Annotated in this window: 20 protein-coding genes; 6 read left to right on the top strand and 14 right to left on the bottom strand. The window is 67.3% G+C overall.

Annotated features, from left to right (window positions below; genetic code table 11):
- Nucleotides 1–47: 47 nt before the first annotated feature.
- The gene (locus MRBLMI13_RS03665) at nt 48–1,883 is read left to right on the top strand and encodes a DEAD/DEAH box helicase (protein WP_228385696.1); all 1,836 of its coding nucleotides are present in this window, start codon (nt 48–50) and stop codon (nt 1,881–1,883) included.
- A gap of 64 nt (nt 1,884–1,947) precedes the next feature.
- Entirely contained in the window at nt 1,948–2,343 is a 396-nt protein-coding gene (locus MRBLMI13_RS03660; RefSeq protein WP_367820338.1) for a GNAT family N-acetyltransferase, read from the top strand.
- Nucleotides 2,344–2,348: 5 nt separating this feature from the next.
- Here MRBLMI13_RS03660 and MRBLMI13_RS03655 read toward each other — a convergent pair whose 3' ends face one another.
- Genes MRBLMI13_RS03655 through MRBLMI13_RS03640 form a run of 4 tightly spaced genes read right to left on the bottom strand, consistent with a single transcriptional unit; the run spans nt 2,349 to nt 7,471 of the window.
- Nucleotides 2,349–2,834: a hypothetical protein gene (locus tag MRBLMI13_RS03655; RefSeq protein WP_367820340.1), complete on the bottom strand. Its 486-nt coding sequence runs from the start codon at nt 2,832–2,834 to the stop codon at nt 2,349–2,351.
- Nucleotides 2,831–5,146, bottom strand: a complete 2,316-nt coding sequence (gene ligA, locus MRBLMI13_RS03650; protein ID WP_367820342.1) for an NAD-dependent DNA ligase LigA — start codon at nt 5,144–5,146, stop codon at nt 2,831–2,833. The genes MRBLMI13_RS03655 and ligA overlap by 4 nt, the downstream gene beginning before the upstream one ends.
- 42 nt (nt 5,147–5,188) lie before the next feature.
- On the bottom strand, nt 5,189–6,286 hold the full coding sequence (gene mnmA, locus MRBLMI13_RS03645; RefSeq protein WP_082508932.1) for a tRNA 2-thiouridine(34) synthase MnmA: 1,098 nt from the start codon (nt 6,284–6,286) through the stop codon (nt 5,189–5,191).
- Nucleotides 6,287–6,295: 9 nt separating this feature from the next.
- Nucleotides 6,296–7,471: a cysteine desulfurase family protein gene (locus MRBLMI13_RS03640; protein ID WP_367820345.1), complete on the bottom strand. Its 1,176-nt coding sequence runs from the start codon at nt 7,469–7,471 to the stop codon at nt 6,296–6,298.
- Between the two features lie 95 nt (nt 7,472–7,566).
- Here MRBLMI13_RS03640 and glgX point away from each other — a divergent pair, with 95 nt between their 5' ends.
- The 3 genes from glgX (at nt 7,567) to glgB (ending at nt 13,980) form a co-directional block, all read left to right on the top strand.
- Nucleotides 7,567–9,639, top strand: a complete 2,073-nt coding sequence (gene glgX, locus MRBLMI13_RS03635) for a glycogen debranching protein GlgX (RefSeq protein WP_367820347.1) — start codon at nt 7,567–7,569, stop codon at nt 9,637–9,639.
- Between the two features lie 76 nt (nt 9,640–9,715).
- Nucleotides 9,716–11,779: an alpha-1,4-glucan--maltose-1-phosphate maltosyltransferase gene (locus tag MRBLMI13_RS03630; protein WP_367820349.1), complete on the top strand. Its 2,064-nt coding sequence runs from the start codon at nt 9,716–9,718 to the stop codon at nt 11,777–11,779.
- Nucleotides 11,776–13,980: a 1,4-alpha-glucan branching protein GlgB gene (gene glgB, locus MRBLMI13_RS03625; RefSeq protein ID WP_367820351.1), complete on the top strand. Its 2,205-nt coding sequence runs from the start codon at nt 11,776–11,778 to the stop codon at nt 13,978–13,980. The genes MRBLMI13_RS03630 and glgB overlap by 4 nt, the downstream gene beginning before the upstream one ends.
- Before the next feature lie 46 nt (nt 13,981–14,026).
- Here the strand turns inward: glgB and MRBLMI13_RS03620 are convergent, their stop codons facing one another.
- Both MRBLMI13_RS03620 and MRBLMI13_RS03615 read right to left on the bottom strand, forming a co-directional pair.
- Nucleotides 14,027–14,953: a tetratricopeptide repeat protein gene (locus MRBLMI13_RS03620; RefSeq protein WP_367820353.1), complete on the bottom strand. Its 927-nt coding sequence runs from the start codon at nt 14,951–14,953 to the stop codon at nt 14,027–14,029.
- The gene (locus MRBLMI13_RS03615) at nt 14,950–16,974 is read right to left on the bottom strand and encodes a glycosyl transferase (protein WP_367820354.1); all 2,025 of its coding nucleotides are present in this window, start codon (nt 16,972–16,974) and stop codon (nt 14,950–14,952) included. The genes MRBLMI13_RS03620 and MRBLMI13_RS03615 overlap by 4 nt, the downstream gene beginning before the upstream one ends.
- 180 nt (nt 16,975–17,154) lie before the next feature.
- On the opposite strand from MRBLMI13_RS03615, the gene MRBLMI13_RS03610 reads away from it, so the two are divergent.
- A complete protein-coding gene (locus MRBLMI13_RS03610; protein ID WP_042536761.1) occupies nt 17,155–18,216 on the top strand; it encodes an AI-2E family transporter in 1,062 nt (353 codons plus the stop codon).
- Here MRBLMI13_RS03610 and MRBLMI13_RS03605 read toward each other — a convergent pair.
- From MRBLMI13_RS03605 to tsf, 8 genes are all read right to left on the bottom strand, one after another.
- Nucleotides 18,213–18,926, bottom strand: coding sequence for an alpha/beta hydrolase (locus MRBLMI13_RS03605; protein ID WP_079112751.1), 714 nt, complete (start codon nt 18,924–18,926; stop codon nt 18,213–18,215). The genes MRBLMI13_RS03610 and MRBLMI13_RS03605 overlap by 4 nt on opposite strands.
- A 2-nt stretch (nt 18,927–18,928) precedes the next feature.
- Nucleotides 18,929–19,216 (bottom strand): hypothetical protein, encoded by a 288-nt coding sequence (locus MRBLMI13_RS03600; protein ID WP_042536763.1) that lies wholly within the window; start codon nt 19,214–19,216, stop codon nt 18,929–18,931.
- A gap of 9 nt (nt 19,217–19,225) precedes the next feature.
- Nucleotides 19,226–19,891, bottom strand: coding sequence for a transglycosylase SLT domain-containing protein (locus MRBLMI13_RS03595; protein ID WP_079112749.1), 666 nt, complete (start codon nt 19,889–19,891; stop codon nt 19,226–19,228).
- A 66-nt stretch (nt 19,892–19,957) separates the two neighbouring features.
- Nucleotides 19,958–20,542 carry a DivIVA domain-containing protein gene (locus MRBLMI13_RS03590; RefSeq protein ID WP_367820357.1) on the bottom strand — a complete coding sequence of 195 codons (585 nt, stop codon included), beginning with the start codon at nt 20,540–20,542 and terminating at the stop codon, nt 19,958–19,960.
- Nucleotides 20,542–21,681, bottom strand: coding sequence for a phosphatidate cytidylyltransferase (locus MRBLMI13_RS03585; RefSeq protein ID WP_367820359.1), 1,140 nt, complete (start codon nt 21,679–21,681; stop codon nt 20,542–20,544). Before MRBLMI13_RS03585 ends, MRBLMI13_RS03590 begins: the two co-directional genes overlap by 1 nt.
- 5 nt (nt 21,682–21,686) lie before the next feature.
- Nucleotides 21,687–22,241 carry a ribosome recycling factor gene (frr, locus tag MRBLMI13_RS03580; RefSeq protein WP_042536765.1) on the bottom strand — a complete coding sequence of 185 codons (555 nt, stop codon included), beginning with the start codon at nt 22,239–22,241 and terminating at the stop codon, nt 21,687–21,689.
- Between the two features lie 66 nt (nt 22,242–22,307).
- Nucleotides 22,308–23,024, bottom strand: coding sequence for a UMP kinase (gene pyrH, locus MRBLMI13_RS03575; protein ID WP_042536766.1), 717 nt, complete (start codon nt 23,022–23,024; stop codon nt 22,308–22,310).
- A gap of 90 nt (nt 23,025–23,114) precedes the next feature.
- Nucleotides 23,115–23,942 (bottom strand): translation elongation factor Ts, encoded by an 828-nt coding sequence (gene tsf, locus MRBLMI13_RS03570; protein WP_367820362.1) that lies wholly within the window; start codon nt 23,940–23,942, stop codon nt 23,115–23,117.
- Nucleotides 23,943–23,944 lie beyond the last annotated feature (2 nt).

Here is a 23,944-nt window from a genome sequence, read left to right as displayed (position 1 = left end):
GGGCGCCCTCACAGGCGCGGGAACCCGGGACGCGCTACCCTTGATCAGTGACCCCTGAAGACGCTGTGCCCACCGACGCCCCCGAGACCCCTGGATTCGAGGAGCTCGGCATCACCGGCCCCGTCCTCAAGGCGATCAAGGACCTCGGCTACGAGACCCCCTCCCCCATCCAGGCCGCGACGATCCCGACTCTCCTGTCGGGCCGCGACGTCGTCGGCATGGCGCAGACAGGAACGGGAAAGACCGCGGCCTTCGCGCTCCCCGTCCTGGAGCGCCTCGACGTCTCGCAGAAGACTCCGCAGGCGCTGGTGCTCGCTCCGACCCGCGAGCTCGCACTGCAGGTCTGCGAGGCCTTCGAGTCCTACGCCTCGAAGATGAAGGGTGTGCACATGCTGCCGGTCTACGGCGGCCAGGCCTACGGCGTGCAGCTCTCCGCGCTGCGCCGCGGCGTCCACGTGATCGTCGGAACGCCCGGCCGCATCATGGATCACCTCGCCAAGGGCACTCTCGACCTCTCGCAGCTGCAGTACCTGGTGCTCGACGAGGCCGACGAGATGCTCAAGATGGGCTTTGCGGAAGACGTCGAGCAGATCCTCGCTCAGACGCCCGTCGAGAAGCAGGTCGCACTGTTCTCCGCGACGATGCCCCCGCAGATCCGCCGCCTCGCTCAGAAGTACCTGCGCGATCCCGAAGAGATCAGCATCAAGTCGAAGACCGCAACGGGCACCAACATCACGCAGCGCTACCTCGTGGTGTCGTACGCACAGAAGGTCGATGCGCTGACCCGCATCCTCGAGGTCGAGAACTTCGACGGCATGATCGTGTTCGTCCGCACCAAGAACGAGACCGAGACGCTCGCCGAGAAGCTGCGCGCCCGTGGATACTCGGCCGCTGCGATCAACGGCGATGTGGCGCAGGTGCAACGTGAGCGCAGCGTCAACCAGCTCAAGGACGGCAAGCTCGACATCCTCGTCGCGACGGACGTCGCCGCTCGAGGTCTCGACGTCGAGCGCATCAGCCACGTCATCAACTTCGACATCCCCACCGACACCGAGTCCTACGTGCACCGCATCGGACGCACCGGACGCGCCGGTCGCAAGGGCGACGCGATCAGCTTCATCACCCCGCGCGAGCGTTACCTGCTCAAGTCGATCGAGAAGGCGACCCGCCAGCAGCCGACGCAGATGCAGCTGCCCAGCATGGACGACGTCAACACCACGCGTCTCGCGCGATTCGACGACGCGATCACGACCGCGCTCGGCGACAGCCCGCGGATCGAGAAGTTCCGTGACATCATCGCTCACTACGTGCGCAACCATGATGTGCCTGAAGCCGATGTGGCCGCTGCGCTCGCGGTCGTCGCGCAGGGCGACACTCCGCTGCTGCTCGACCCGTCGGATGACCCGCTGACGAAGGCCGTCGAGTTCGACAACCGTCCGCCGCGGGAACGCAACACCCGCGATCAGCGGGAGCCCCGCGAGCCTCGCGAGCGCCGTGGACGGGGCGACTACAAGCCCTACCGCATCGAGGTCGGTCGACGTCACCGGGTCGAGCCGCGTCAGATCGTCGGCGCGCTCGCGAACGAGGGCGGCCTCGGCCGTGACGATTTCGGCGCCATCAACATCCGTCCGGACTTCACGGTCGTCGAGCTTCCCGCGAACCTCGACTCCTCGGTGCTCGACAAGCTCAGGGACACCCGCATCTCTGGTCGACTGATCGAGATCAAGCCCGACCGTGGTCCGGCAGCCCGACGCAACGACGGCCCGCGCGACGCCGGCGCTCGAGGCGGCTTCGACCGCCCCCGCTACGATCGCGAGGACCGTCCGGCCCGCTCCGATGAGCGCGGCGAGAAGCCGTTCCGCAAGCCGCGGCACAAGGACTGATCGACATATGCACATCGAGCGCGCAGGCCCCGAGGATGTTCGGGGCCTGGCGCGCTTGAAGTGGATGGACAGAGCCGCTGACGACGCCGACACCGCGGAGTTCGATTCGTTCGTGGACGCGCTCGGGGCGTGGTGGGAAGCCCATCGGGCCACCCACTTCGCGTTCGTGGCCCTCACCGAGGACACGACGGTGGGCGCCGCATGGGTCGCGCTGCTCCCGCGCGTGCCCAGCCCTGGTGCGAACAACCGCCTGTCGGCGGACATCCAGAGCGTCTTCGTGATGCCCGAGCACCGTGGGGGCGGCGTGGGCGCCGCACTCGTCGACGCAGCGGCCACCCATGCGCACAGAGCCGGCGCCTCCAGGGTCACCGTGCACTCGAGCGAGCGCGCGGTTTCGGTCTATCAGCGGCTCGGGTTCACCGGATCGCCGAAGCTGCTCCAGCGGATCGCCGAGGCATAGTCGCGTCAGGCGCCTGAGGCTCCGGACGCCGCGCTGCGTGCCAGGCGCGCGGCGACGTCGAGCAGGGACTCCGGCCGCGCGAGCAGCGATCGCTGTTCCGGGTGGTCGATGAGGTGCTGCAACAGCCTGTGGGCGCCATCGACTGTCGGAGCCCAGTATCCGCCGACATGGTGACGGCTCAAGGGTGCGGTGGTGGATTCTCCGTCGATCTGCACGTCGACTGTGCCGTCATCCGGGTCCATTCCGAGATCGGAGACGGCGAGGAACGTCAGCGCACCGATGACGATCGTGCTGACGAGCCCCGGCAGCCGGAATCTCGTCACGGGTACGTCGATCAGCACTCGTTCGACCTGAATCCACGGGACGATGCCGCAATTCTCACTGCCGTCGCGGAAGAGGACCGCGTCGGGTGTCAGGCGCAGGTGATGCCTCCCCGAATCACCCACCGCCAGCGCGCCCGGAACGACGATCAACGGCCCGTAGCGCTTCATCCGAGCGCGTCCGGCCCCTGGGTCACGAGGATGTGGAACTGAGCAGCGTCGAGGATGCGGATACCGAGCTCCTCCGCCTTGCCCAACTTCGACCCCGCACCAGGACCGGCGGCGACGAAGTCGGTCTTCTTCGACACGCTGGACGCGGCCTTGCCGCCCGCCTTGATGATGGCCTCCTGGGCACCGTCGCGTGTGTACCCGTCGAGCGATCCGGTCGCGACGATGGTGAGGCCGTCGAGTACGCCGCCCTCGACCACCGCAGCACCCGGACCCGGGTGACCGGGAGTCGCCCACTGGACCCCGGCCTCGGCCCACCGCTGCACGATCTCTCTGTGCCAGTCGACGTCGAACCACGCGAGCAGCGAGTCGGCGATGATGCCGCCGACCCCCTCGACCGCAGCGAGCTCGTCGCGGGAGGCCGCGCGGATCGCATCGAGCGAGCCGAACCACTGCGCGAGCGCTCGTGCAGCGACGGGGCCGACATGACGGATGTTGAGCGACACGAGAAGTCGCCACAGGTCCTTCGTCTTCGCCTTCTCGAGTTCGGCCAGGAGGGTGAGGGCCTGCGACGACGGCTGCGGCCCCTCGAGGCCGGACTTCTTCTCTGCGGCCGTGGGATTGCGGCGGAACGGCGCTCGTGTCTTCACCAGCCCGTCGTCGTCCTCCTTCGGCAGGCCCGTCTCCGCGTCGCGGACGAACAGCTCGATCGGCACGATCTCTTCGAGCGTGAGCGCGAAGAGTCCTGCCTCGGTCTCGAGGGGCGGAACGGCCGGCGACGTCGGCTGGGTGAGCGCCGCTGCAGTGACCTCGCCGAGAGCCTCGATGTCGAGCGCGCCCCGTGATCCGATGTGCTCGACGCGACCGCGCACCTGCGCAGGGCACGATCGCGCATTCGGACACCGCAGATCGATGTCGCCCTCCTTCATCGGGCGCAGCGGGGTGCCGCACTCGGGGCACTCCACGGGCATGACGAACTCGCGCTCCGTGCCGTCGCGCTTGTCGACCACGGGACCGAGCACCTCGGGGATGACGTCGCCCGCTTTACGCAGCACGACGGTGTCGCCGATGAGTACGCCCTTCGCCTTCACGACGTCCTTGTTGTGGAGCGTCGCCTGCCTCACCACCGAGCCCGCCACCTGGGCGGGAGCCATCACCGCGAACGGCGTGGCCCTGCCTGTGCGACCCACCGACACGACGATGTCGAGGAGTTTCGTCTGCACCTCTTCGGGCGGGTACTTGTAGGCGATCGCCCAGCGCGGAGCGCGGCTGGTGGCTCCGAGCTCATCGTGCAGGGAGAGCTCATCGACCTTCACCACGATGCCGTCGAGTTCGTGCTCGATGTCGTGCCGGTGCTGGCCGAAATACTCGACGAACGCCGCAACTTCGTCGATGCTCGTGCAGACCTTGGTGTGCGGGCTCGTCGGCAAACCCCACTCTGCGAGCTGCTCGTACACCTGGCTCTGCGCTGCGACGGGTGGGTTCTGCCAGGCGCCTATGCCGTGCACGTAGAGAGCGAGCGATTCGATGCGCAGCATCCCCGCCTCGAGCTCGAGACCGTTCTTCTTGTCGATCTGCTGCCGCAGGCCCCCGCTCGCCGCGTTCCGCGGGTTGGCGAAGGAGGGGAACCGCCGGGCGGCGGCCGTTCGGGCCTTCTCCTCGTCGAAAGGCTTCTTCGCACCCGATCGTGCCTCCCATCGCGCATACGCGTCGTCGTAGGCACGCTCGCGGAACTCCGCCTGCGCCGCGTTCAGGCGTTCGAACGCCGCAACCGGGATGAACACCTCACCGCGGACCTCGACGATCGCAGGGTGGCCCGTGCCCGAGAGCTCGAACGGTATCTCGGGCAGTCGCAGCGCGTTCTCGGTGACGATCTCCCCGACGCGCCCATCTCCTCGCGTCGCGGCGGACGTCAGCCGGCCGTTCTCGTAGCGGAGATTGATGGCGAGTCCGTCGATCTTCAGTTCGGTGAGCCAGTCGACGTCGCGCCCCGCCGAGGCCCGCGTCTTCGCTGCCCACTCCCGCAGTTCGTCGATCGAGAACACATTGTCGAGACTCAGCATCCGCTCGGCGTGCTCGATCGTCGCCAGACCCGTCGCTTCGGCGGCGCCCACCATCTGGGTGGGTGAATCCTGCCCCTGGAGCTCGGGGTGCAGCCGTTCGAGTTCTTCGAGCCGGCGCATCCATCCGTCATACGTGGCGTCGTCGACGAGCGAGGTGTCACGCCCGTAGTACGCGTCCTTCGCCTCGAGGATGCGAGTGGTCAGCTCGTCCGCTTCGATACGGGCGTCTTCCAACGAGATGTTCTCCGGCACCCCGCCAGTCTACGAGCGAGCACCGACATCCCGAGCGCGGGTCTAGGCGTCGACAGGCACGGCCGACACCGTGCGATCGATCGTGAACTGGCCGAGCACTCTCGTTCCCACGTACAGCACAGCAGTCTGTCCGGGGGCGACGCCGTCGAGGGGGCGATCCGGCACCACTCTCACTTCGTCCGCCGAGACGAAAGCCCTCGCAGGTTCCGGTTCCGAATGAGCGCGGATCTGCACGTCACAGCTGAACTCCGCCTCTTCGGGTGCTGCACCTGCCCAGCTGAACCGACCGCCGGAGATCTCGCGCGTCGCGAGCGCCTCCTTCGGCCCGACGACCACGGTGTTCGAGACCGGACGCACTTCGAGCACGAATCGGGGCTTGCCGTCCGCGGCGGGAACCCCGAGCTTGAGCCCGCGGCGCTGGCCGACCGTGAACGCGTGCGCGCCCTCGTGGGACCCGACGACGGCTCCGCTGCGGTCGACGACCTCGCCTGTCGCCGTGCCCACCTTCTCGGCGAGCCAGCCACGGGTGTCGCCGTCAGGGATGAAGCAGATGTCGTGGCTGTCGGGCTTCTGCGCCACGCTCAGACCGCGCGCTTCGGCTTCCGCACGCACGACGGCCTTGGACGGCGTGGTTCCGAGCGGGAAATAGGTGTGCGCGAGCTGGTCGGCCGTCAGCACACCCAGCACGTAGGACTGATCCTTCGCGTTGTCCGCAGCCCTGTGCAGCTCGAGGCCGGCATCCGTGGGGATCAGCGTCGCATAGTGTCCCGTGCAGACGGCATCGAAGCCGAGCTCGATCGCTCGATCGAGCAGGGCGGCGAACTTGATCTTCTCGTTGCACCGCATGCACGGATTGGGAGTGCGCCCCGCCTGGTACTCCGACACGAAGTCGGCGATCACGTCTTCGCGGAACCGCTCGGAGAAGTCCCAGACGTAGAAGGGGATGCCGAGCAGATCTGCTGCGCGTCGGGCGTCGAGAGCGTCCTCGATGGTGCAGCAGCCCCGGCTCCCGGTGCGCAGGGTGCCGCCCGCGCGGGAGAGCGCGAGATGCACTCCGACGACGTCGTGCCCCGCCTCCACGGCCCTCGCGGCCGCGACTGCGGAGTCCACTCCGCCACTCATGGCCGCAAGAATCCTCATGGAGCCAGTCTACGAGCGCGCAGCTGAGCCGGAGCCGGAAGCTCTCGCATAGGCGTCGGCGATAGCGGCGAGAACCGCGTCGATGTCGGCGTCTGTGGAGGTGCGGCCCAGCGAGAACCGGAGCACGCTGCGGGCATCCTGCTCGCTGCGCCCCATCGCCATCACCACATGCGACGGCTCTGCGACTCCTGCCTGGCACGCCGATCCGGTCGACGCGGCGATCCCTGCCGTATCGAGCAGGAAGAGCAGGCTCTCCCCCACCGCACCGGGGAAGAGAATGTGGGCGTTGCCGGGGAGGCGTCGCGAACTGTCACCGAGCAGCTCAGCCTGCGGCACTCGTGTCAGGATGCCGTCGACCAGCCGGTCGCGCATCGCTGCGAGTCGAGTCGTCTCCGACTCCCGCTCAGACTCCGCGAGTTCGAGCGCGGTGGCGAATGCGGCTGCGCCCGCCACATCCTGCGTCCCGGCGCGGAGCCCTCTCTGCTGCGCGCCACCGCGAAGCAGCGCCGAGAGCCGAGCGGTGCGAGCGACGACCAACGCGCCGACGCCGACCGGCGCTCCGATCTTGTGTCCCGCGACGCTCATCGCGACCAGACCCAGCGCATCCGGGGCATCGCCTCTCAGCCCTCGGAAGGACAGTGGGAGATGACCGAGCGCCGACACCGCATCGAGGTGAAGGGGCACGAGAGCCTGCGCGGCCGACGAGGCCAGCTCAGCGGCGTCGTTGATCGTCCCCGCCTCGTTGTTGGCGACCAGGGCGGTTGCCAACGCTGCTCCGGGAAGCTGGTCGGCGAACTCTCGCCCGTCGATCGCCGCCGTGCGAAATACCGGTACAGCGCGCAGGACCGCTCCCGCTGCGACCAGAGCCTCGATCGTGTCCACGGTCGCGTGATGCTCGGCATCCGGCATCACGATCGCATCCGTCCCCACGGGCCGCGCCCGCCAGAGTCCCTGCAGCGCGAGATTGATCGACTCCGTGCCGCCCGAGGTGAAGACGACCTCGATGGGATCGCAGTCGAGCACTGCAGCTGAGCGCTCGCGCGCCTCCTCGAGCAGGCGCCTCGCATCCTGCCCCGCGCCGTGGGTCGACGATGCGTTCCCGACCATCTCGCTCGCAGCGAGCCATGCATCCCGCGCCTCAGGGCGCAGGGGTGTCGTGGCCGCGTGGTCGAGATAGTGCCGCATTCCTCCACTCTCCCCCATTTTCCCGGTGGTGGCGTGCACATGGAACTGAGTGCATGCGGTCCTGAGACCCGAGTGCAGACCTCTAGTGTGTATTCATGCCCGCGATCCGAGACATCACCGTGCCCGGCGGTACTGCACTCGACAACCTCGGTGTGCGCCTTCACGACGGCGTCGGAACCCTCCGCGTCTGGTCGCAGAACGCGTCCTCCATCGAGCTCGTCGTCTTCGATGCCACCGACCTCGACTGGGTGATCGATCAGGTCGACCTCGCCCGCCTTCCCGGCGGCATCTGGGAAGTGACCACGGAGCTGCTCCAGCCGGGAACCCGGTACGCGATCCGCGTGGGAGGGCCGCACGGTCCGGGCAACACGTTCAACCCCGAGACCCTCCTGCTCGATCCCTATGCCCGTGGTCTCGCGCAGGGGGACGGCTATGAGGAGTGGCGCTCCGTCGTGATCGTCGACGGGTTCGATTGGGGAGAGTCCGTCAAGCCGCAGATCCCGCTCGACCGGACCGTGATCTACGAAGGGCACCTGAAGGGTCTGACCAAACGCCAGCCCGACGTGCCGCCTGCTCTGCACGGCACCTACGCCGGGCTCGCGCACCCGGCCATGATCGAGTACTTCCACTCTCTCGGCATCACCTCGATCGAGCTGCTTCCCGTTCAGGCCTTCGTGCCGGAGCCGCGGTTGCTCGAGCGCGGCCTCACCAACTACTGGGGCTACAACACCCTCAACTTCTTCACGCCGCACAACGCCTACGCGACAGAGGATGCCCGCAAGGGCGGCCCTGAGGCCGTTCTCGCCGAGTTCAAGGGCATGGTGCGACTGCTGCACGAAGCCGGACTCGAGGTCATCCTGGACGTCGTGTACAACCACACGTCTGAGGAGGGCCTCGGCGGTCCTCGCTCGAGTCTTCGCGGCATCGACAACGCGAGCTACTACCGACAGGACGCGTCCGGCGCGTACATCGACACGACGGGGTGCGGCAACACGCTCGACACCTCGACCGATGCCGGCGCCCGACTCGTGCTCGACTCGCTGCGCTACTGGGCGCAGGAGATGCAGATCGACGGGTTCCGGTTCGACCTCGCCGCCGCGATCGCGCGCGACGACTCGCACACCTACACACCGGAGCATCCGCTGCTCACCGCGATCGCCAACGATCCGATCCTCAGCGAGACCAAGCTCATCGCGGAGCCGTGGGACGTCGGCATGGGCGGGTGGCAGACGGGCAACTTCCCGAACGGCTGGATGGAGTGGAACGACCGCTACCGCGACCGGGTGCGGAACTTCTGGCTGAGCGACATCGATTACGCGCGTCGTGCCTCCGCCCCGGTCGGCATCGGCGGCTTCGCCACGCGTCTCGCCGGCTCCTCGAACACCTTCGCCGCTGAGCGGGGCCCGCTCGCGAGCATCAACTTCGTCACGGCGCACGACGGGTTCACGCTGCACGACCTCGTGTCGTACGACGTCAAGCACAACGAGGCGAACGGCGAGCAGAACCGCGACGGTGCCGACATGAACCGTGCGTTCAACCATGGCATCGAGGGGCCGACCGACGACCCGACCATCCTCGCCGCCCGTCGAAAAGCGATGCGCAACCTGCTCGGCACCCTGTTGCTGTCTGCGGGCATCCCGATGCTCACCGCAGGCGACGAGGTCGGGCGCACTCAGCGCGGCAACAACAACGCCTATGCGCAGGATTCGTCGCTGACATGGCTCGGATGGGACGCGGAGCCGTGGCAGGAAGACCTGCGCGCGCACGTCGCTCGACTGATCCAGCTCCGTTCGGAGAACCCCGCCCTGCGCCCGAGCCGGTACGCCCGACTCGGCGAGCACATCCCCAACGCCTCGGTCATGGACTGGTTCGACCAGAACGGCGAGACGATGGAGAGCGAGCAGTGGACGGACCCCGGTAACCGAACGCTCCAGTACGTCGCGGCCTCGACACCCGACCGTGAGGCGGCCAACCGGATCCTCCTCATCGTGCACGGTACGGAGTCGCCCATCGACGTGCGCCTCCCGGAGGAACTCGAGGATGCGACGCGCTTCGTCTCGCTGTGGTCGAGTGCCGACGAGCGCCCGGATGCCGGTGGTGAGGTGTTCGCCCCGGGCGACGTCCTGCCCATCCCCGGCACCTCCATGCGACTCTTCCGCGTGGAATGACGGGCGGCGCGCCGGTGCCTTCCGCGAGCTACCCGCTCACCGTCCGGAGCGGTACATTCGGGAGGTGGCCGCACGAATGAGCAGCACCAGTCCGAAGGCTCTCCGAAGCCCCGCACAGATCCCGTCGCGCCCGTTGGGGCCCGTCTCGGACGGCGACGGGCTCGTCGCGACTCGCATCCCTTTGGTCGGCGGCACGCCCGCCGTGCCTGGCGGTTTCGCACCCAAAGCCTTCGTCGGCGAAGTGGTGCCGTTCAGCGTGGTCGCCTTCCGCGAAGGGCACGACCTCATCGGCGTGCAGCTCCGGCTGACCTCACCCGACGGCGAGGAGACGCTCCACCGCCTGACCCCTTTCCTGGACGGGACCGATCGCTGGGGTACCGAGATCGCGATCGACCTTCAGGGTCGCTGGTCGTTTCGCTTCGAGGCGTTCTCCGATGACTTCGCGACCTGGGCGCACGCCGCCGAGGTGAAGGTCGCCGTTGGCGTCGATGTACCGGTGATGGCGGCGCTCGGCGCCGAGCTGCTCACGCGCGCAGCGGCCGAGAAGGACCGTCCCGCCGCTCAGCGCCGACGTCTCAGAGACATCGCCGCAGCGCTGGCCGGCGGCGATGCGGCGACGACGATCGCTGCCTCGACCGATGCCGAGCTCGCGGGATTCTTCCGTGACCGGCCGCTCACGACACTGCGTTCGGCGTCGGCCGTGCACACGCTGCTGGTCGAGCGGACTGCAGCGGGCGTCGGCGCATGGTACGAGTTCTTCCCGCGCTCAGAGGGGGCGAAGCGCCTCAAAGACGGCACTGTCAAGAGCGGAACGTTCAGGACGGCCGCCAAACGCCTTCCCGCGGTCGCCGCGATGGGATTCGACGTCATCTATCTGGTGCCCGTCCATCCGATCGGTACGACGAACCGCAAGGGCCGGAACAACACTCTGACGACCGAACCAGGGGACCCGGGTTCGCCGTATGCGATCGGCTCTGCCGACGGCGGACACGACGCGATCCACCCCGAGCTCGGCAAGCCCGCCGACTTCCGCGCGTTCGTGCGAGCCGCGAAGAACGAGGGTCTGGAGGTCGCTCTCGATCTCGCGCTGCAGGCATCTCCGGATCACCCCTGGGTCGATGAGCACCCGGAGTGGTTCACGACCCTCCCCGACGGCACCATCGCATACGCCGAGAACCCTCCGAAGAAGTACCAGGACATCTACCCCCTGAACTTCGACAACGACCCTGCCGGCATCTACCGGGAGATGCTGCGCATCGTCCAGCACTGGGTGCGCGAGGGCGTCAAGATCTTCCGGGTCGACAATCCGCACACGAAGCCGCTGCAGTTCTGGGAGTGGCTCATCGCCACGGTGAATGCCCAGGACCCGGACGTGATCTTCCTCGCCGAGGCGTTCACTCGCCCTGCCGTGATGCGCGCGCTCGCTGCCGTGGGGTTTCAGCAGAGCTACAGCTACTTCACCTGGCGCAACACCAAGGCGGAGCTCGAGGAGTTCCTCACCAGCGTCGCGCACGAGACCAGCGACTACATGCGACCGAACCTCTTCGTGAACACGCATGACATCCTCACCGAGTACCTGCAGTTCGGCGGACGCGCGGCATACCGGATCCGGGCATGCATCGCGGCGACAGCTGCTCCCGTGTACGGGGTCTACGCGGGCTACGAACTCTTCGAGAATGTCGCGCGCCCCGGTTCCGAGGAGAACATCGACAACGAGAAGTACGAGTTCAAGTTCCGTGACTGGGAGGGTGCGGAGGAGGCCGGCGACTCGTTGGCGCCCCTCCTGCGCCGTCTGAACGCGATCCGTCGTGCGCACCCGGCTCTGCGACAGCTCCGCAACCTCGCCGTGCACTGGAGCGATGACGACTCCGTGCTCGTCTACAGCAAGCACCTCGATGCGGCCTTCACCGGCACCGGCGAATCCGACACGCTTCTCGTGATCGCCAACGTCGATCCGCATTCCGTTCGCGAGACCACAGTGCATCTCGACACCACGATCTGGGGTGTGCCCCTGGGCGAGCAGTTCGAGGTGGAGGACCTGCTGACCGGTGCCGTCTGGACCTGGGCCGATCACAACTACGTGCGCCTCGACGCCTTCGCCGAACCGGTGCACATACTGAAGGTGAGGAGACGATCATGAGCTACGTCGAGGATGCAGCTACGTCATCGGACTGGGCTGCGGTGGCGGCCGGTGCCCACCACGACCCGCACGCCGTGCTCGGCTCGCACCCGTTCACCGACGCGAGCGATCGCACCGTCACGGTGATCCGCGCCCGTCGCCCTCTCGCCTCCTCGGTCGCGGCGGTCTTCCGGGACGGTAGCCGACTCGAGCTCGACCACGTCGCGCACGGTATCTGGGAGGCGCAGCACGACGGAGCCCCGGTTCCGTATCGGATCGCCACCGCGTACGGCGACGACGATGAGACGATCGCCGGCGACCCCTACCGCCACCTGCCCACCCTCGGCGACGTCGACCTGCATCTGATCGCAGAAGGGCGACATGAGCGGCTCTGGCAGGTGCTGGGAGCTCATGCACAGACCGTGGGAGGCGAGACCGGCGTCGCGTTCGCCGTGTGGGCACCCAACGCGACGGCGGTTCGAGTAGCGGGCGAGCACAACGGCTGGAACGGCGAAGCACACGCGATGCGCTCGATGGGCGTGAGCGGCATCTGGGAGCTGTTCATCCCCGATCTCGCGATCGGAACGACCTACAAGTACGAGATCCGCACCCGCGGAGGGTCATGGATCTTCAAGGCCGACCCGATGGCGCAGGCGGCGCAGATCCCCCCCGAGACCGCATCGGTGATCACGCAATCGACCTACGACTGGTCGGACGGCGCGTGGATGACCCGCCGTGCCGCGACCCATGCGGTCGCGCAGCCCTTGTCGGTCTATGAGGTGCACCTCGGATCCTGGCGCGGAGGCCTGAGCTACCGCGACGCCGCAGAGCCGCTCATCGCCCATGTCAACGAGGCCGGTTTCACGCACGTCGAGTTCATGCCGCTCGCGGAGCACCCCTTCGGTGGCTCCTGGGGCTATCAGGTGAGCGGGTACTACGCGGCGACGAGTCGTTTCGGCAGCCCCGATGATCTGCGATACCTGATCGATCGATTGCACCAGGCCGGGATCGGCGTGATCATGGACTGGGTGCCCGGGCACTTCCCCAAAGATGCCTTCGCCCTCGCGAAGTTCGACGGCCAGCCGCTCTACGAGCACCCCGACCCTCGGCGCGGCGAGCACCAGGACTGGGGAACCCTCATCTTCGACTACGGTCGCCCCGAGGTGCGCGGCTTCCTGGTCGCCAACGCCCTCTTCTGGCTGAGCGAGTTCCATGTCGACGGTCTGCGGGTCGACGCAGTCGCCTCGATGCTCTATCTCGACTACTCCCGCAACGAGGGCGAGTGGGAACCGAACATCCACGGAGGCAGGGAGAACCTCGAGGCGATCCGCTTCCTGCAGGAGGTGAATGCGACCGCCTATCGCCTTCACCCCGGCGTGCTGATGATCGCGGAGGAGTCGACGAGCTTCCCCGGCGTCACCGCACCGACCGATCACGCCGGACTCGGCTTCGGGTTCAAATGGAACATGGGCTGGATGAACGACTCGCTCCAGTACATCGAACGCGACCCGATGTACCGCGCGCACCACGAAGGCGAGATGACCTTCTCCTTCGTCTACGCGTTCGGTGAGAACTATCTGCTTCCGATCAGCCACGACGAGGTCGTGCATGGCAAGGGCAGTCTTCTCGCGAAGATGCCGGGCGACCACTGGCACAAGCTCGCGAACGTCCGCGCGTACCTGGCATACATGTGGGGGCACCCCGGGAAGAAGCTCCTGTTCATGGGGCAGGAGTTCGGGCAGCTCGCGGAGTGGTCCGAATCCCGCGAACTCGACTGGTGGCTGCTGGACCAGCCATCGCATGCGCAGCTGCAGAGTTTCGTCGGCCAGCTCAACCGCACTTATCGTGCCCAGGCGCCCCTCTGGGAGCGAGACAACGACGGCTCGTCGTTCGCACGTCTCGGCGCTCCCAGCTGGGACCCGAACGTGATCGCCTTCGAGCGCCGTGACGCCCACGGTGGCCGTGTCGTCGTGATCAGCAACTTCGCCGGCGTGGAGCGCAGCGGCCACCGCCTCGCTCTGCCCATCGCAGGCGTGTGGCAGGAGATCCTCAACACGGATGCGTCAGAATACGGCGGTCGAGGATCGGGCAACCTCGGCATGGTCATCGCGCACTCCGACGATGACGGACCCGCCGTGGCGACCCTGACGATTCCCGCGCTGTCCACCATCTGGCTGCGCCACGAGGGCGAGCCTCACGTACCCACGATCAGCCACGGCTGAGCGGCTGCGGCTGACCGGCATCGGGCCGCTCAGCCGCAGCACAGCGTCAGAAGAGCAGCGAGGAAAGCCTGTTGCGCGCGGTGATGACGCGAGGGTCCGCGGCGCCGATCAGTCCGAAGAGCTCGATCAGACGCTCTCTGACCGGCGTCCGCTCGTCTGAGGGAAGCTGAGCGAAGAGGTCGAGCAGCCGTCCGAACGCATCCTCGACGTGACCACCGGCGAGGTCGAGGTCGGCGACGTCGAACTGCGCCTGGACATCTCGTGGCTGGGCCGCAGCGGCAGCCCGCGCATCCTGCAGGTCGAGATGCTGCACACGGTCGAGCAGACGAACCTGGCCCAGGCCCGCGATCGCATCCTCATCGCGAGGATTCTCTGCGAGAGCCTTCTCATACGCCACGATCGCCGCAGCGTAGTCGCCCGCCTCGATGGCAGCGAATGCCTCGGCGTGCAGCGGCGGCATCGGCGGTTCCTCCGGAGCCTCCTGCCCCTCGGAGATCTCGCCGACATTCAATGTGCCCGTCACACCGTTCTGAGCCGCGAGCTGGAGCAGCTGCGCGAAGACCTCTCTGACCTGCTGCCCGGGAACCGCACCCGTGAACATCGGGACTGGCTGGCCGGCGATGAGTGCGACGACCATCGGGATCGACTGCGCACGAAAACCCTGAGCGAGTTGGGGGTTCGCATCGACGTCGACCTTGGCGAGCAAGACCTTGCCGCCGAGTTCGCGCGCCACCTTCTCGATGATCGGGCTCAGCTGCTTGCACGGGCCGCACCATTCCGCCCAGAGGTCGACGACCACCGGCACAGTGCGAGAGAGCTCCAGGATCTGGCCGAACGACTCATCGGTCGCATCGACCACGATGTCAGTCCCGGTAGCGGGACTCTGCGCGCCTGCCGCCGGTGCTGCAGGGCGGTTTCGCAGAGAAGAGAGGTCGACAGCTCCGCGGAGCGCGGCGGGAGAGATATCGGTCATTTGATCACCTCGACGGAGAGAAGGTCCTGTCGGACAGCCAGGAGACGGATCTGCTCGGTCGACCCCTGGGAGGGAACCGAGAAGAACAGTTGGAATTCGTACTTGGTCGTCACACCCTTGGCGGACTCGGACACGCCCGTCAGGGCTTTCGCCTGCGCGTTGTCGCCGAAGCGGATCACGGCGTCCGCCGACGTCGGCGTCACCGACTCGGTGTCGACGAGCGAGACCGCCACGATCGCGCCGCTGTCGAGCGTGGCCATCGAGACCGGTGCGGAATCCGCCGGGACGATGTCGAACGCCGTCTGCGAGGTCTCGGCGGCACCATTGTCCGCGAGGTTCTGCACCACGGCCTGGCGGCTGTCGCGAATCGACTGGGCGAGTTTCTGAGATATCTCGTCGAAGAGCCCGTAGGAGGCGCTGGTCTCTCCCGCGTCGACGATGTCGGCGAATGTGGTGGCGAGCTCACTCGGCGGGATGCTGAGGAACGCGGAGTCGTCCGGCACGAGTGAAGTACCGAGCCACGGTGCGGCCACCTCGGGGAAGACTGCGTCAGCCGACATCTCGGCCATGTTCGTCACCTTGTAGTTCGACCACGGGTCCTGCTGAGTCATGGTGAGGATCACGGGCGGCACGGTGTCGTCGCCCGCGTTCTTCGAGAGCAGCAGAACCGTGCGCGGCCAACGGTCGGTGGCTTCGGGCAGCACGACCTCGACGTCATCCGTCGGGATCGCGGCAGGCACCGGGGTTTCCGGAAGAGCGGTCCGAAGCGCGTACTCGGTCGTCCGAGCCGTCAGCGCCGGACCATCGAGTCGGGTCCCGGCGAGAGCGATGTCCATCGCCGCGTCCGCGTCCGAGAGGGTCGTCGACACCTCCTGCAGGATCCGTCTCGCCTGCGCCTCGGTCACGGCCGGCGGTTTCTGGTTCTCCGGGGCGATCACGGTCGCACTGGGCGACGGTGACGGTGTCCCTTCTCCGAACTGCGGCCAGGAGTCGGGCGAGCAACCGCTCGCGAGCAGGGCCGTCACCGCGAGCGCGGGCAGGGCGAGCAGGCGGCGTCTGCGGTCGGTGGTCGTCGCACGCCTCTCGGTCTTCCGATCGCGGTCGGAGCTGCGCTCGCCAGCCGCGTCATCCGTGCCTTCGCGGCCCACTCCCGCCGTGTCCGGGCCCTCAGCGGGCGCACCCCCAGAGGCCTCATCCGCATCGCCGGGTGCGGGCGCCGAGCCCTCGATCACCGCGCGTTCCGAGGGCGGAAGCTGAGCCACATCGATCGGCTCGGTCGCCGGGAGGGGGCCAGGGCCCTTGCGCCGCGGACCTCGCCCGCGGCGCTGGTGACGGATTGCGAGGACATAGAGCACGAGTCCGACGAGGAGCAGGGCCGCGCCTGCGGCCATGAGCGGTCCCGCGAGCGGCGTCGACGTGTCGAGCGGCCACGAGATCACGATGTCGTCGGGAGCATCTGCGGTGCCGTCGTACGCGATGATCAGACTGACTCCTTCGGGGAGCTGCATCTTGTCGACGATGAGAGCGTCGGTCTCGGTGAACGAATCCAGCCAGAGATCGGAGCCCGCCGGATTGCGTCCCGGCTCTGCGGCCGCGCCGCCCTCGGTCGGAGTCGCGGAAGGCACCGGAGTCTCCGCGGGAGCAGGGCTCTCGGTCGGTGCCGGGGTCGCGGTGGCGTCATCGCCGTCGGCCGCGGCTCCGGCGGGAATCAGCTCGGCCTCGAGCTCGCCACCCTTGCCGGCGGTCACGTGGTTGTACGAGGCGTCGGCCAGCCATGCCTCCATGTCGGCCGTCCGACCGTATGCCGCGAAGATCTCACCTTCACCCCGCACGAGCAGCGTCTGAGAGCCCGGGTGCTCGCGCAGGACGTCGCCGTCCAGCAGCACATAAGGGGCGGGTTCTTCCACAGCGACTGAGACCTCCTGGGTCGACGGACCCATGAAGATGGTTCGCTGCGCGATGCCCGCAGCGATCAGTCCCGCAGCCAGCACGAAGGCCACGACGGCCCATACGAAACGCACGAATAGTCTCCTCACACGGCCCGGACGCATGCCCGAGTCGCAACACTCGACATTTCAGACTAGCGAAATCAGCTGTGTGTTGCCCACGAGGGGGGCGCCGGAGTCGCGTGCGGCACGTCGTCGCGGCCAGTCGCGGTGCGGTGGATACGCTTGCATGGTCCCGCATTCCGAGGAGCACCGATGAAGATCCACAACCCGTTCCGTACCGCTCTCGTGGCGACGCTCGGCGTGGGGTTGGGCATCCTGCTGATCGGCAGCGTGGAGAGCCTCTCGACGGTGCTGCTCTACGTCGGAACAGCGCTCTTCCTCAGCCTCGGTCTCGACCCGCTCGTCTCGTTCCTCGAACGCAGACGGCTCCCCCGCTGGCTCGCCGTGCTCATCACCATCCTCGCGGTTCTCGGCGTGTTCGCGGGCATCATCCTGATCGTCATCCCGGTGCTCGTCGATCAGATCTCACAGCTCATCGCCGAGATCACGGCCATCGTCCAGCGAGGCACATTCCTTTCCGACCTGCGCCAGTGGATGGTCGACACCTTCCCCAATCTCAAGGTCGACGAGGTCTTCGCATACGTCACGAACTGGCTCGAGACGAACCTCGCCCAGATCGGCGGGTCGATCGGCCAGAGCGTCCTCGCGGCCGGCGGCGCCGTGGTGAGCGGGCTGTTCGGCGCGTTCATCATCCTCATCCTCACGATCTACCTCACCGCCTCCACACCATCGCTCAAGCGCGCGGTCTATCAGCTCGCCCCCGCGTCGAAGCGCGAGCGGTTCATCGACCTGGCCGAACAGATCACCGATTCGGTCGGCTACTACGTCATGGGGCAGGTCACCCAGGGCGTCATCAACGGCGTCCTGAGCATGATCTTCCTCACGATCATCGACGCGCCGTTCCCCGCCGTGCTCGCCGTCGTGGCCTTCTTCTTCTCGCTGATTCCGCTCGTGGGCACTCTGACGGGGTCGACGATCATCGTCCTCGTGTGCCTGATCCCCGGACTCGGCTCTCCGGCGACAGCGATCGCCGCGGCCATCTACTACCTCATCTACATGCAGATCGAGGCGTACATCATCTCCCCGCGAATCATGAGCCGCGCCGTGTCGGTACCGGGCGCGGTCGTCGTCGTGGCGGCGCTGGCCGGTGGCAGTCTGCTGGGCCTGCTCGGTGCGCTGATCGCGATCCCCGTGGCGGCCAGCATCCTGATCCTCTACCGACAGGTGCTGATCCCCCGGATGAACGAGCTCTAGACGGCGGACCATTCGGTCGGCAGCGGGAGAGCCGCCGGATTCACCGCAGCGACGATCTCGGTCAGGACGCGTCGCGTCTGGCTCTCCCCCACCCAGAGGTGCTTGCCGCCCTCGACGGCGATCAGCTTCGCGTGAGGGATCGCTGCGAAGCGCTCTCGCGCTTCGGCCGGGCGAAGGTAGTCGTCGAGCTCGGGAACGAGCACCACCACTTCGACATCGACGCCCGCCCACGCCGCGACGTCGGAATCCGTCGCCCGGTGGAGCGGCGGAGAGAGCAGGATGATGCCTTCGACGTCGTGCTCCCGCCCGTACTTCAGGGCGAGCTCGGTGCCGAACGACCAGCCGAGGAGCCATGGGCGAGGAAGACCTCGCTCACGCACGAACTCCATCGCCGCTGCGACGTCGAATTGCTCTGCTGCTCCCCCGTCGAACGCGCCACCGCTGGTGCCACGGGGTGAGGTCGTGCCCCGGGTGTTGAATCGCAGCACTGCAAGATCGGCCAGCGCAGGCAGCCGCGCGGCGGCCTTGCGGATGATGTGCGAGTCCATGAAGCCGCCGGCCGTCGGAAGCGGGTGCAGCGTGACCAGGGTGGCCGCAGGTGCAGATGACTCGGGCATCGCCAACTCGCCGACAAGCGTCAGCTCATCAGCGGTCTCCAAGACGATGTCCTCGCGCAGCGCCGGCAGCTCGATCGGTCCACGGATCTCCATGCTCATGCAATCCTCCAACAGTGTGTGTGCCAATGCCGTCGGGCGGCGAGATCCGCGGCGTCGCCGAGAACCCCGTCTGCTCGCCAGACAACGAGGTGGGCCGTTCCCGGCGCGACGATGCGCCCGCATCCGGGGCAGATGTACTCCTTCAGAGCCTGCACCGCCGACACGGGCTGCACGGTCCACTCCGAGCCGCGACGCACTTCCGTGCGCTTCCATGACGCGAGGAGACGATCGAGCGAGTCGTCGGTGTCAGGGCGCGCCGGACGGCGTCTGCGAGAGCGGGCCATGACGCCGGCTCACCACCAGTGGTTGTTCGTCCAGAAGGCGTGAGCGCCGGCCCAGCTGCCGTATCGGCCCGTGGCGTATCCCGTCGCCCAGCGCAGGTTGTCGACCGGATCGTAGCCGTTGCCGGGAACCTTGCTGCAGGGCAGGGCCTGAACGAGACCGCACGCGCCCGAGGACTTGTTCGTCGCGTTCGGGTTCCACCCGCTCTCGCGGGAGACGATGTAATCGACGTAGCCCCAATCGGACTCCGCGATGCCCGCTGCCGCCATCCACTCGGCAGGGGCTCCCCCGCCGGTGTAGAAGAGAGGACCACTGGGGCCGGGCTTCGACGAACCGGAGGATCCCTCGGAGGCAGTGGTCGGCGTCGGTGTCGGCGTCGGCTTGGGCGTGACGTAGACCGAGAACGTCCCTCGCTGAACGGGAGCGATCGCCGCGCCCTCTGCCGTGACAGTGAGATTCTGCGTATCGCCGAGCGCCGCCGAGTATGCCGACTCCGGGGCGACCTCTTCGGGTTGCTGGGCGAGTGCGACACCGGTCGGTGCCACCATGGCCGCAGCGAAGCCGACGACCGCGAGGCCGCTGAAGAATCCCGCGACGCCTCGTCGGCGACTGCCGGTGCGCGCCGAAAGAGTCGCCGATGCGGGCACAGGCGTGACGTCTTTTCGATGAGGTGTCATGTCGTTTCGGGAGTTCACGATGAGTGGCAGTCTACCCGGTGAGGCACGAGTCGGCCATCGGAACGCTCAGCGAACAGCCAGGATCACGTCGACGGTCGCGTCGAGCAGTGCGTCCACCTGCTCTTCTCGATATCCTCCGCGCTGCATGCGGAACGCGGCCGAGCGCAGCTGCTCGGCCGTCAGCGGCTCGCCATCCCGCAGATAACGGGCGATCCGGGTGCCGACATGGTCTACCTCATCGATCCGGTAGCCGAAGGTGAGAATGCCCGTACGTGCGAAACGGTGCCGCTTCGGACGCGCGAGGTGGTCGAGGATGACCTGGGCTTCACCTCGGGCCTGCTCCACCCACGCCCCCGCGCCCTGCGAACGGACGACCCGGTCGCGCGCACGCGCAGCCAGCGCATCCTCCACGCGCCCGAGTGCCGCGTCAACCTCAGCCACGACGTAGCCGTTCTTGACGAGCGGGAAGGATGCCACGCGGACGTCAGCTGCGCTGAGGTCGTCGGCATCTCCTTCGAAAGCCGCCCTGGCGGCCGCGAGAAACGTGTCGACCGCGGCACGGTGATAGCCGCGCACTCGCCCCGTGGTCAACGAGAACGCGGGCGGAGCCTGCGTCGCGGCGTCCGCAGTCTGTACGTCGTCGGAGAGCATCACAGCACCACCCAGGAGGAGAAGAGGAAATACAGGCACAGTGCGGGAATCGTCGACGGCAGGATGCTGTCGAGCCGGTCGAGGAGCCCCCCGTGCCCAGGAAGCCAGGAGCTCATGTCCTTGATCCCGAGATCACGCTTGAGCATGGACTCGCCGAGATCGCCCAGCGTCGCAGACAGGAGGATCGCCACGCCGAAGATCACGCCGGTCCACCACGGCAGGTCGAGCAGGAAGAGCGCGAGAAGCACGCCGGCTGTGATCGAACCCACGACGGCTCCGCCGAAGCCCTCCCAGGTCTTCTTGGGGCTGATCTTCGGCGCCATGGGGTGCCGCCCGAACGCGAGCCCTGCGGCATACGCACCGGTGTCGGCCACGACGGCGATCGCGATGAAGCTCAGGACCCACCACTGACCCCCCTCCTGCTTGAGCAGGATCAGTGCGACGGCCGCGAGGAACGGCACGTAGATCTGGACGAATCCGCCGATGACCGCATCCGTCAGCACATCGCCGTAGGTTCTGCCGTCCTTGGCGATCATCTGGCCGACCAGTCGCCAGACGATCACGAATGCGACGGCGAAGAACAGCATGACCCAGACGAACCACAGGTCGAGGAAGAACGCCGACAGCACGAGCAGAGTCGCGGCGATGAACTGTGGGATCACATCGATCCGCCGCCCCGATGCACGCAACGCCAGCGAGAGTTCGTAGACGCCGAGCAACGCGGCAGCCAGTGCGAACGGCACGAAGAGGACCTTGATGAACAACAACGACGCGAGCAGCGCAGCGCCGAACGCGAGCCCGATCAGGGTCGCGAGGATCAGGTCGCGGCCCGTCCGCTCCTTGATGCGCTCGTTCGCCTGGTCGAGCTGACCTCGCGCATGAGTGACATGCGTGCCGAACTCGTCGCGCTTCGCCCGCCACTGCTCTCTGATCGCATTGTGTTCAGCGGTGTCCAGTGGGGACTCCGTCATCGCACGTTCGTCGGCAGGGAGGGGTGGCCGTGGCGGGATGCTCGTCCCGTCGAACGCCACGAGGGCGCCGTCGACCAGCGGGATGGCGCCGGTCGAGGTCGACGAGTCGCGCGCCTCGCGGCGCGTCTGCGGCTTGTCGGCGCCGTCATCAGTGCGTTCGTCGGACATGCCGCCTATACCTCGAGGAGTTCAGCCTCTTTGCGCTTGAGTGCGTCGTCGATGAGATCGACGTGCTGGCGCGTGAGGGCGTCGAGTTCCTTTTCTGCCCGGGCGATCTCGTCTTCGCCGAGTTCGCTCTTGAGGCCGTCGAGTTCGTCCTTCGCCTTGCGACGGATGCCGCGCACATGCACCTTGGCGTCTTCGGCCTTGGTCTTGACCAGCTTGACGTACTCCTTGCGACGCTCAGCCGTGAGCTCCGGCATGGTCACGCGAACGAGGTTGCCGTCGTTCGTGGGGTTCGCGCCGAGGTTCGGCATGTCCCGAATCGCCTGCTCGATGCCCTTGAGAGCCGACTTGTCGTAGGGCGTGATGATGAGCGTACGCGCCTCCTGGTTCGCCAGCGAGGCGAGCTGAGCGAGCGGCGTGGGCGTGCCGTAGTAGTCGACGAGCACCTTCTGGAACAGCTGCGGGTTGGCGCGACCGGTGCGCACCGTGGAGAAGTCCTCCTTGGCGGCCTCGACCGCGCGTGCCATACGGGAGGTGGTTTCAGCGAGGACATCCGCGATCACGGTGACTCCTATCGTCGGGGTGTTCTGAAATTCTATCGGGCGTGACCCGTGAGCACCGTCAGGCGCTCAGGCAGTGACGAGAGTGCCGATCGGCTCTCCCAGAAGCGCACGCGTGACGTTGCCGGCAGGTTCCATGCCGAACACGCGCATGTCCATGTTGTTGTCCATGCAGAGACTGAATGCCGTGGAGTCCACCACCTTGAGTCCGCGCTGAAGGGCGTCGCGATACGTGACGCGCTCGATGCGCTCCGCATCGGCGTGCTTGTTCGGGTCGGCGGTGTAGATCGCGTCCACGCCGTTCTTGGCGACGAGGACTTCCTGCGCGCCGATCTCGAGGGCACGCTGTGCGGCGACCGTATCGGTGGAGAAGTACGGCAGTCCGGCACCTGCGCCGAAGATGACCACACGGCCCTTCTCCATGTGCCGCTCGGCGCGGAGCGGAATGTACGGCTCAGCGACCTGGGTCATGGAGATGGCCGACTGCACGCGGGTGGGCGCACCCGCCTGCTCGAGGAAGTCCTGAAGGGCCAGGGCGTTCATGACCGTGCCGAGCATTCCCATGTAGTCGGCTCGCCCGCGATCCATCCCGCGCTGGCTGAGCTCCGCTCCGCGGAAGAAGTTGCCACCGCCGACGACGATGGCGACCTCGACCCGATCGACCGCCGCAGCGATGTCACGTGCGATCTGACTGACGATGTCGGGGTTGACGCCGAGCTGGCCGGCGCCGAACGCCTCACCGGAGAGCTTCAGAAGGACGCGACGGCGTCCTGTGCGTTCGGTCATGGGGTGATCCTCTCGTCCCGATTCAAGATAGTGCCTTCTGGGCATGAAGAAGGGGTTCGGATCGCGTTGATCCGAACCCCTTCGACGGTGTTACGCGCCGACCTTGAAGCGCGCGAAGTCCGTCACGGTGATACCGGCGTCCTTCGCCACCTGGGCGACGGACAGCTTGCTGTCCTTCGCGTAGTCCTGCTCGAGCAGGGCGACCTGCTTGATGAACGCGGAGACACGGCCCTCGACGATCTTGGGCAGCGCCGCCTCCGGCTTGCCCTCGTTGCGAGAGATCTCGGTCACGATCTGGCGCTCCTTCTCCACGGCGTCGGACGGAACGTCCTCGCGGGAGAGGTAAGACGGGTTCGCGAACGAGATGTGCTGCGCGATGCTGCGGGCGGTCTCGGCGTCATCACCCGTGTAGGCGACGACGACACCGATCTGCGGAGGCAGGTCCTTGCTCGTGCGGTGCAGGTAGACCTCGACCTTGTCGCCCGAGATCGTGCGCACGCGGCGCAGCTCGACCTTCTCGCCGATGATCGCGGCCTCTTCCGAGATGACCTGCTCGACGCTCTTGTCGCCCGCCTGGGCGGCGAGTGCGGCCTCGACCGAATCGGCCTTGACAGCTGCGACAGCGTCGGCGACCTTGTCGGCCAGCGCGATGAAGCGCTCGTTCTTCGCGACGAAGTCCGTCTCGCAGGCGAGCTCGATCAGCGTCACTGCGCTGTCCTGCTCGCGAGCGACGATGAGGCCCTCGCTGGTAGAGCGGTCAGCGCGCTTCGCGTTGCCCTTGGCACCCTTGAGACGCAGGATCTCGGTGGCCTTCTCGACGTTGCCGTCAGCCTCCTCGAGCGCCTTCTTGGTGTCGACCATTCCCGTGCCGAGCTGCTCACGGAGCGCCTTGAGATCGGCGATGGTGAAGTTGGCCATGT

Origin of the sequence: Microbacterium sp. LMI13-1-1.1 (genome assembly GCF_040815625.1) — a bacterium.
Lineage (GTDB): Bacteria > Actinomycetota > Actinomycetes > Actinomycetales > Microbacteriaceae > Microbacterium > Microbacterium forte.
Note: the sequence above shows the minus strand (reverse complement) of the source record. Positions and strands in the feature narration are given on the sequence as shown.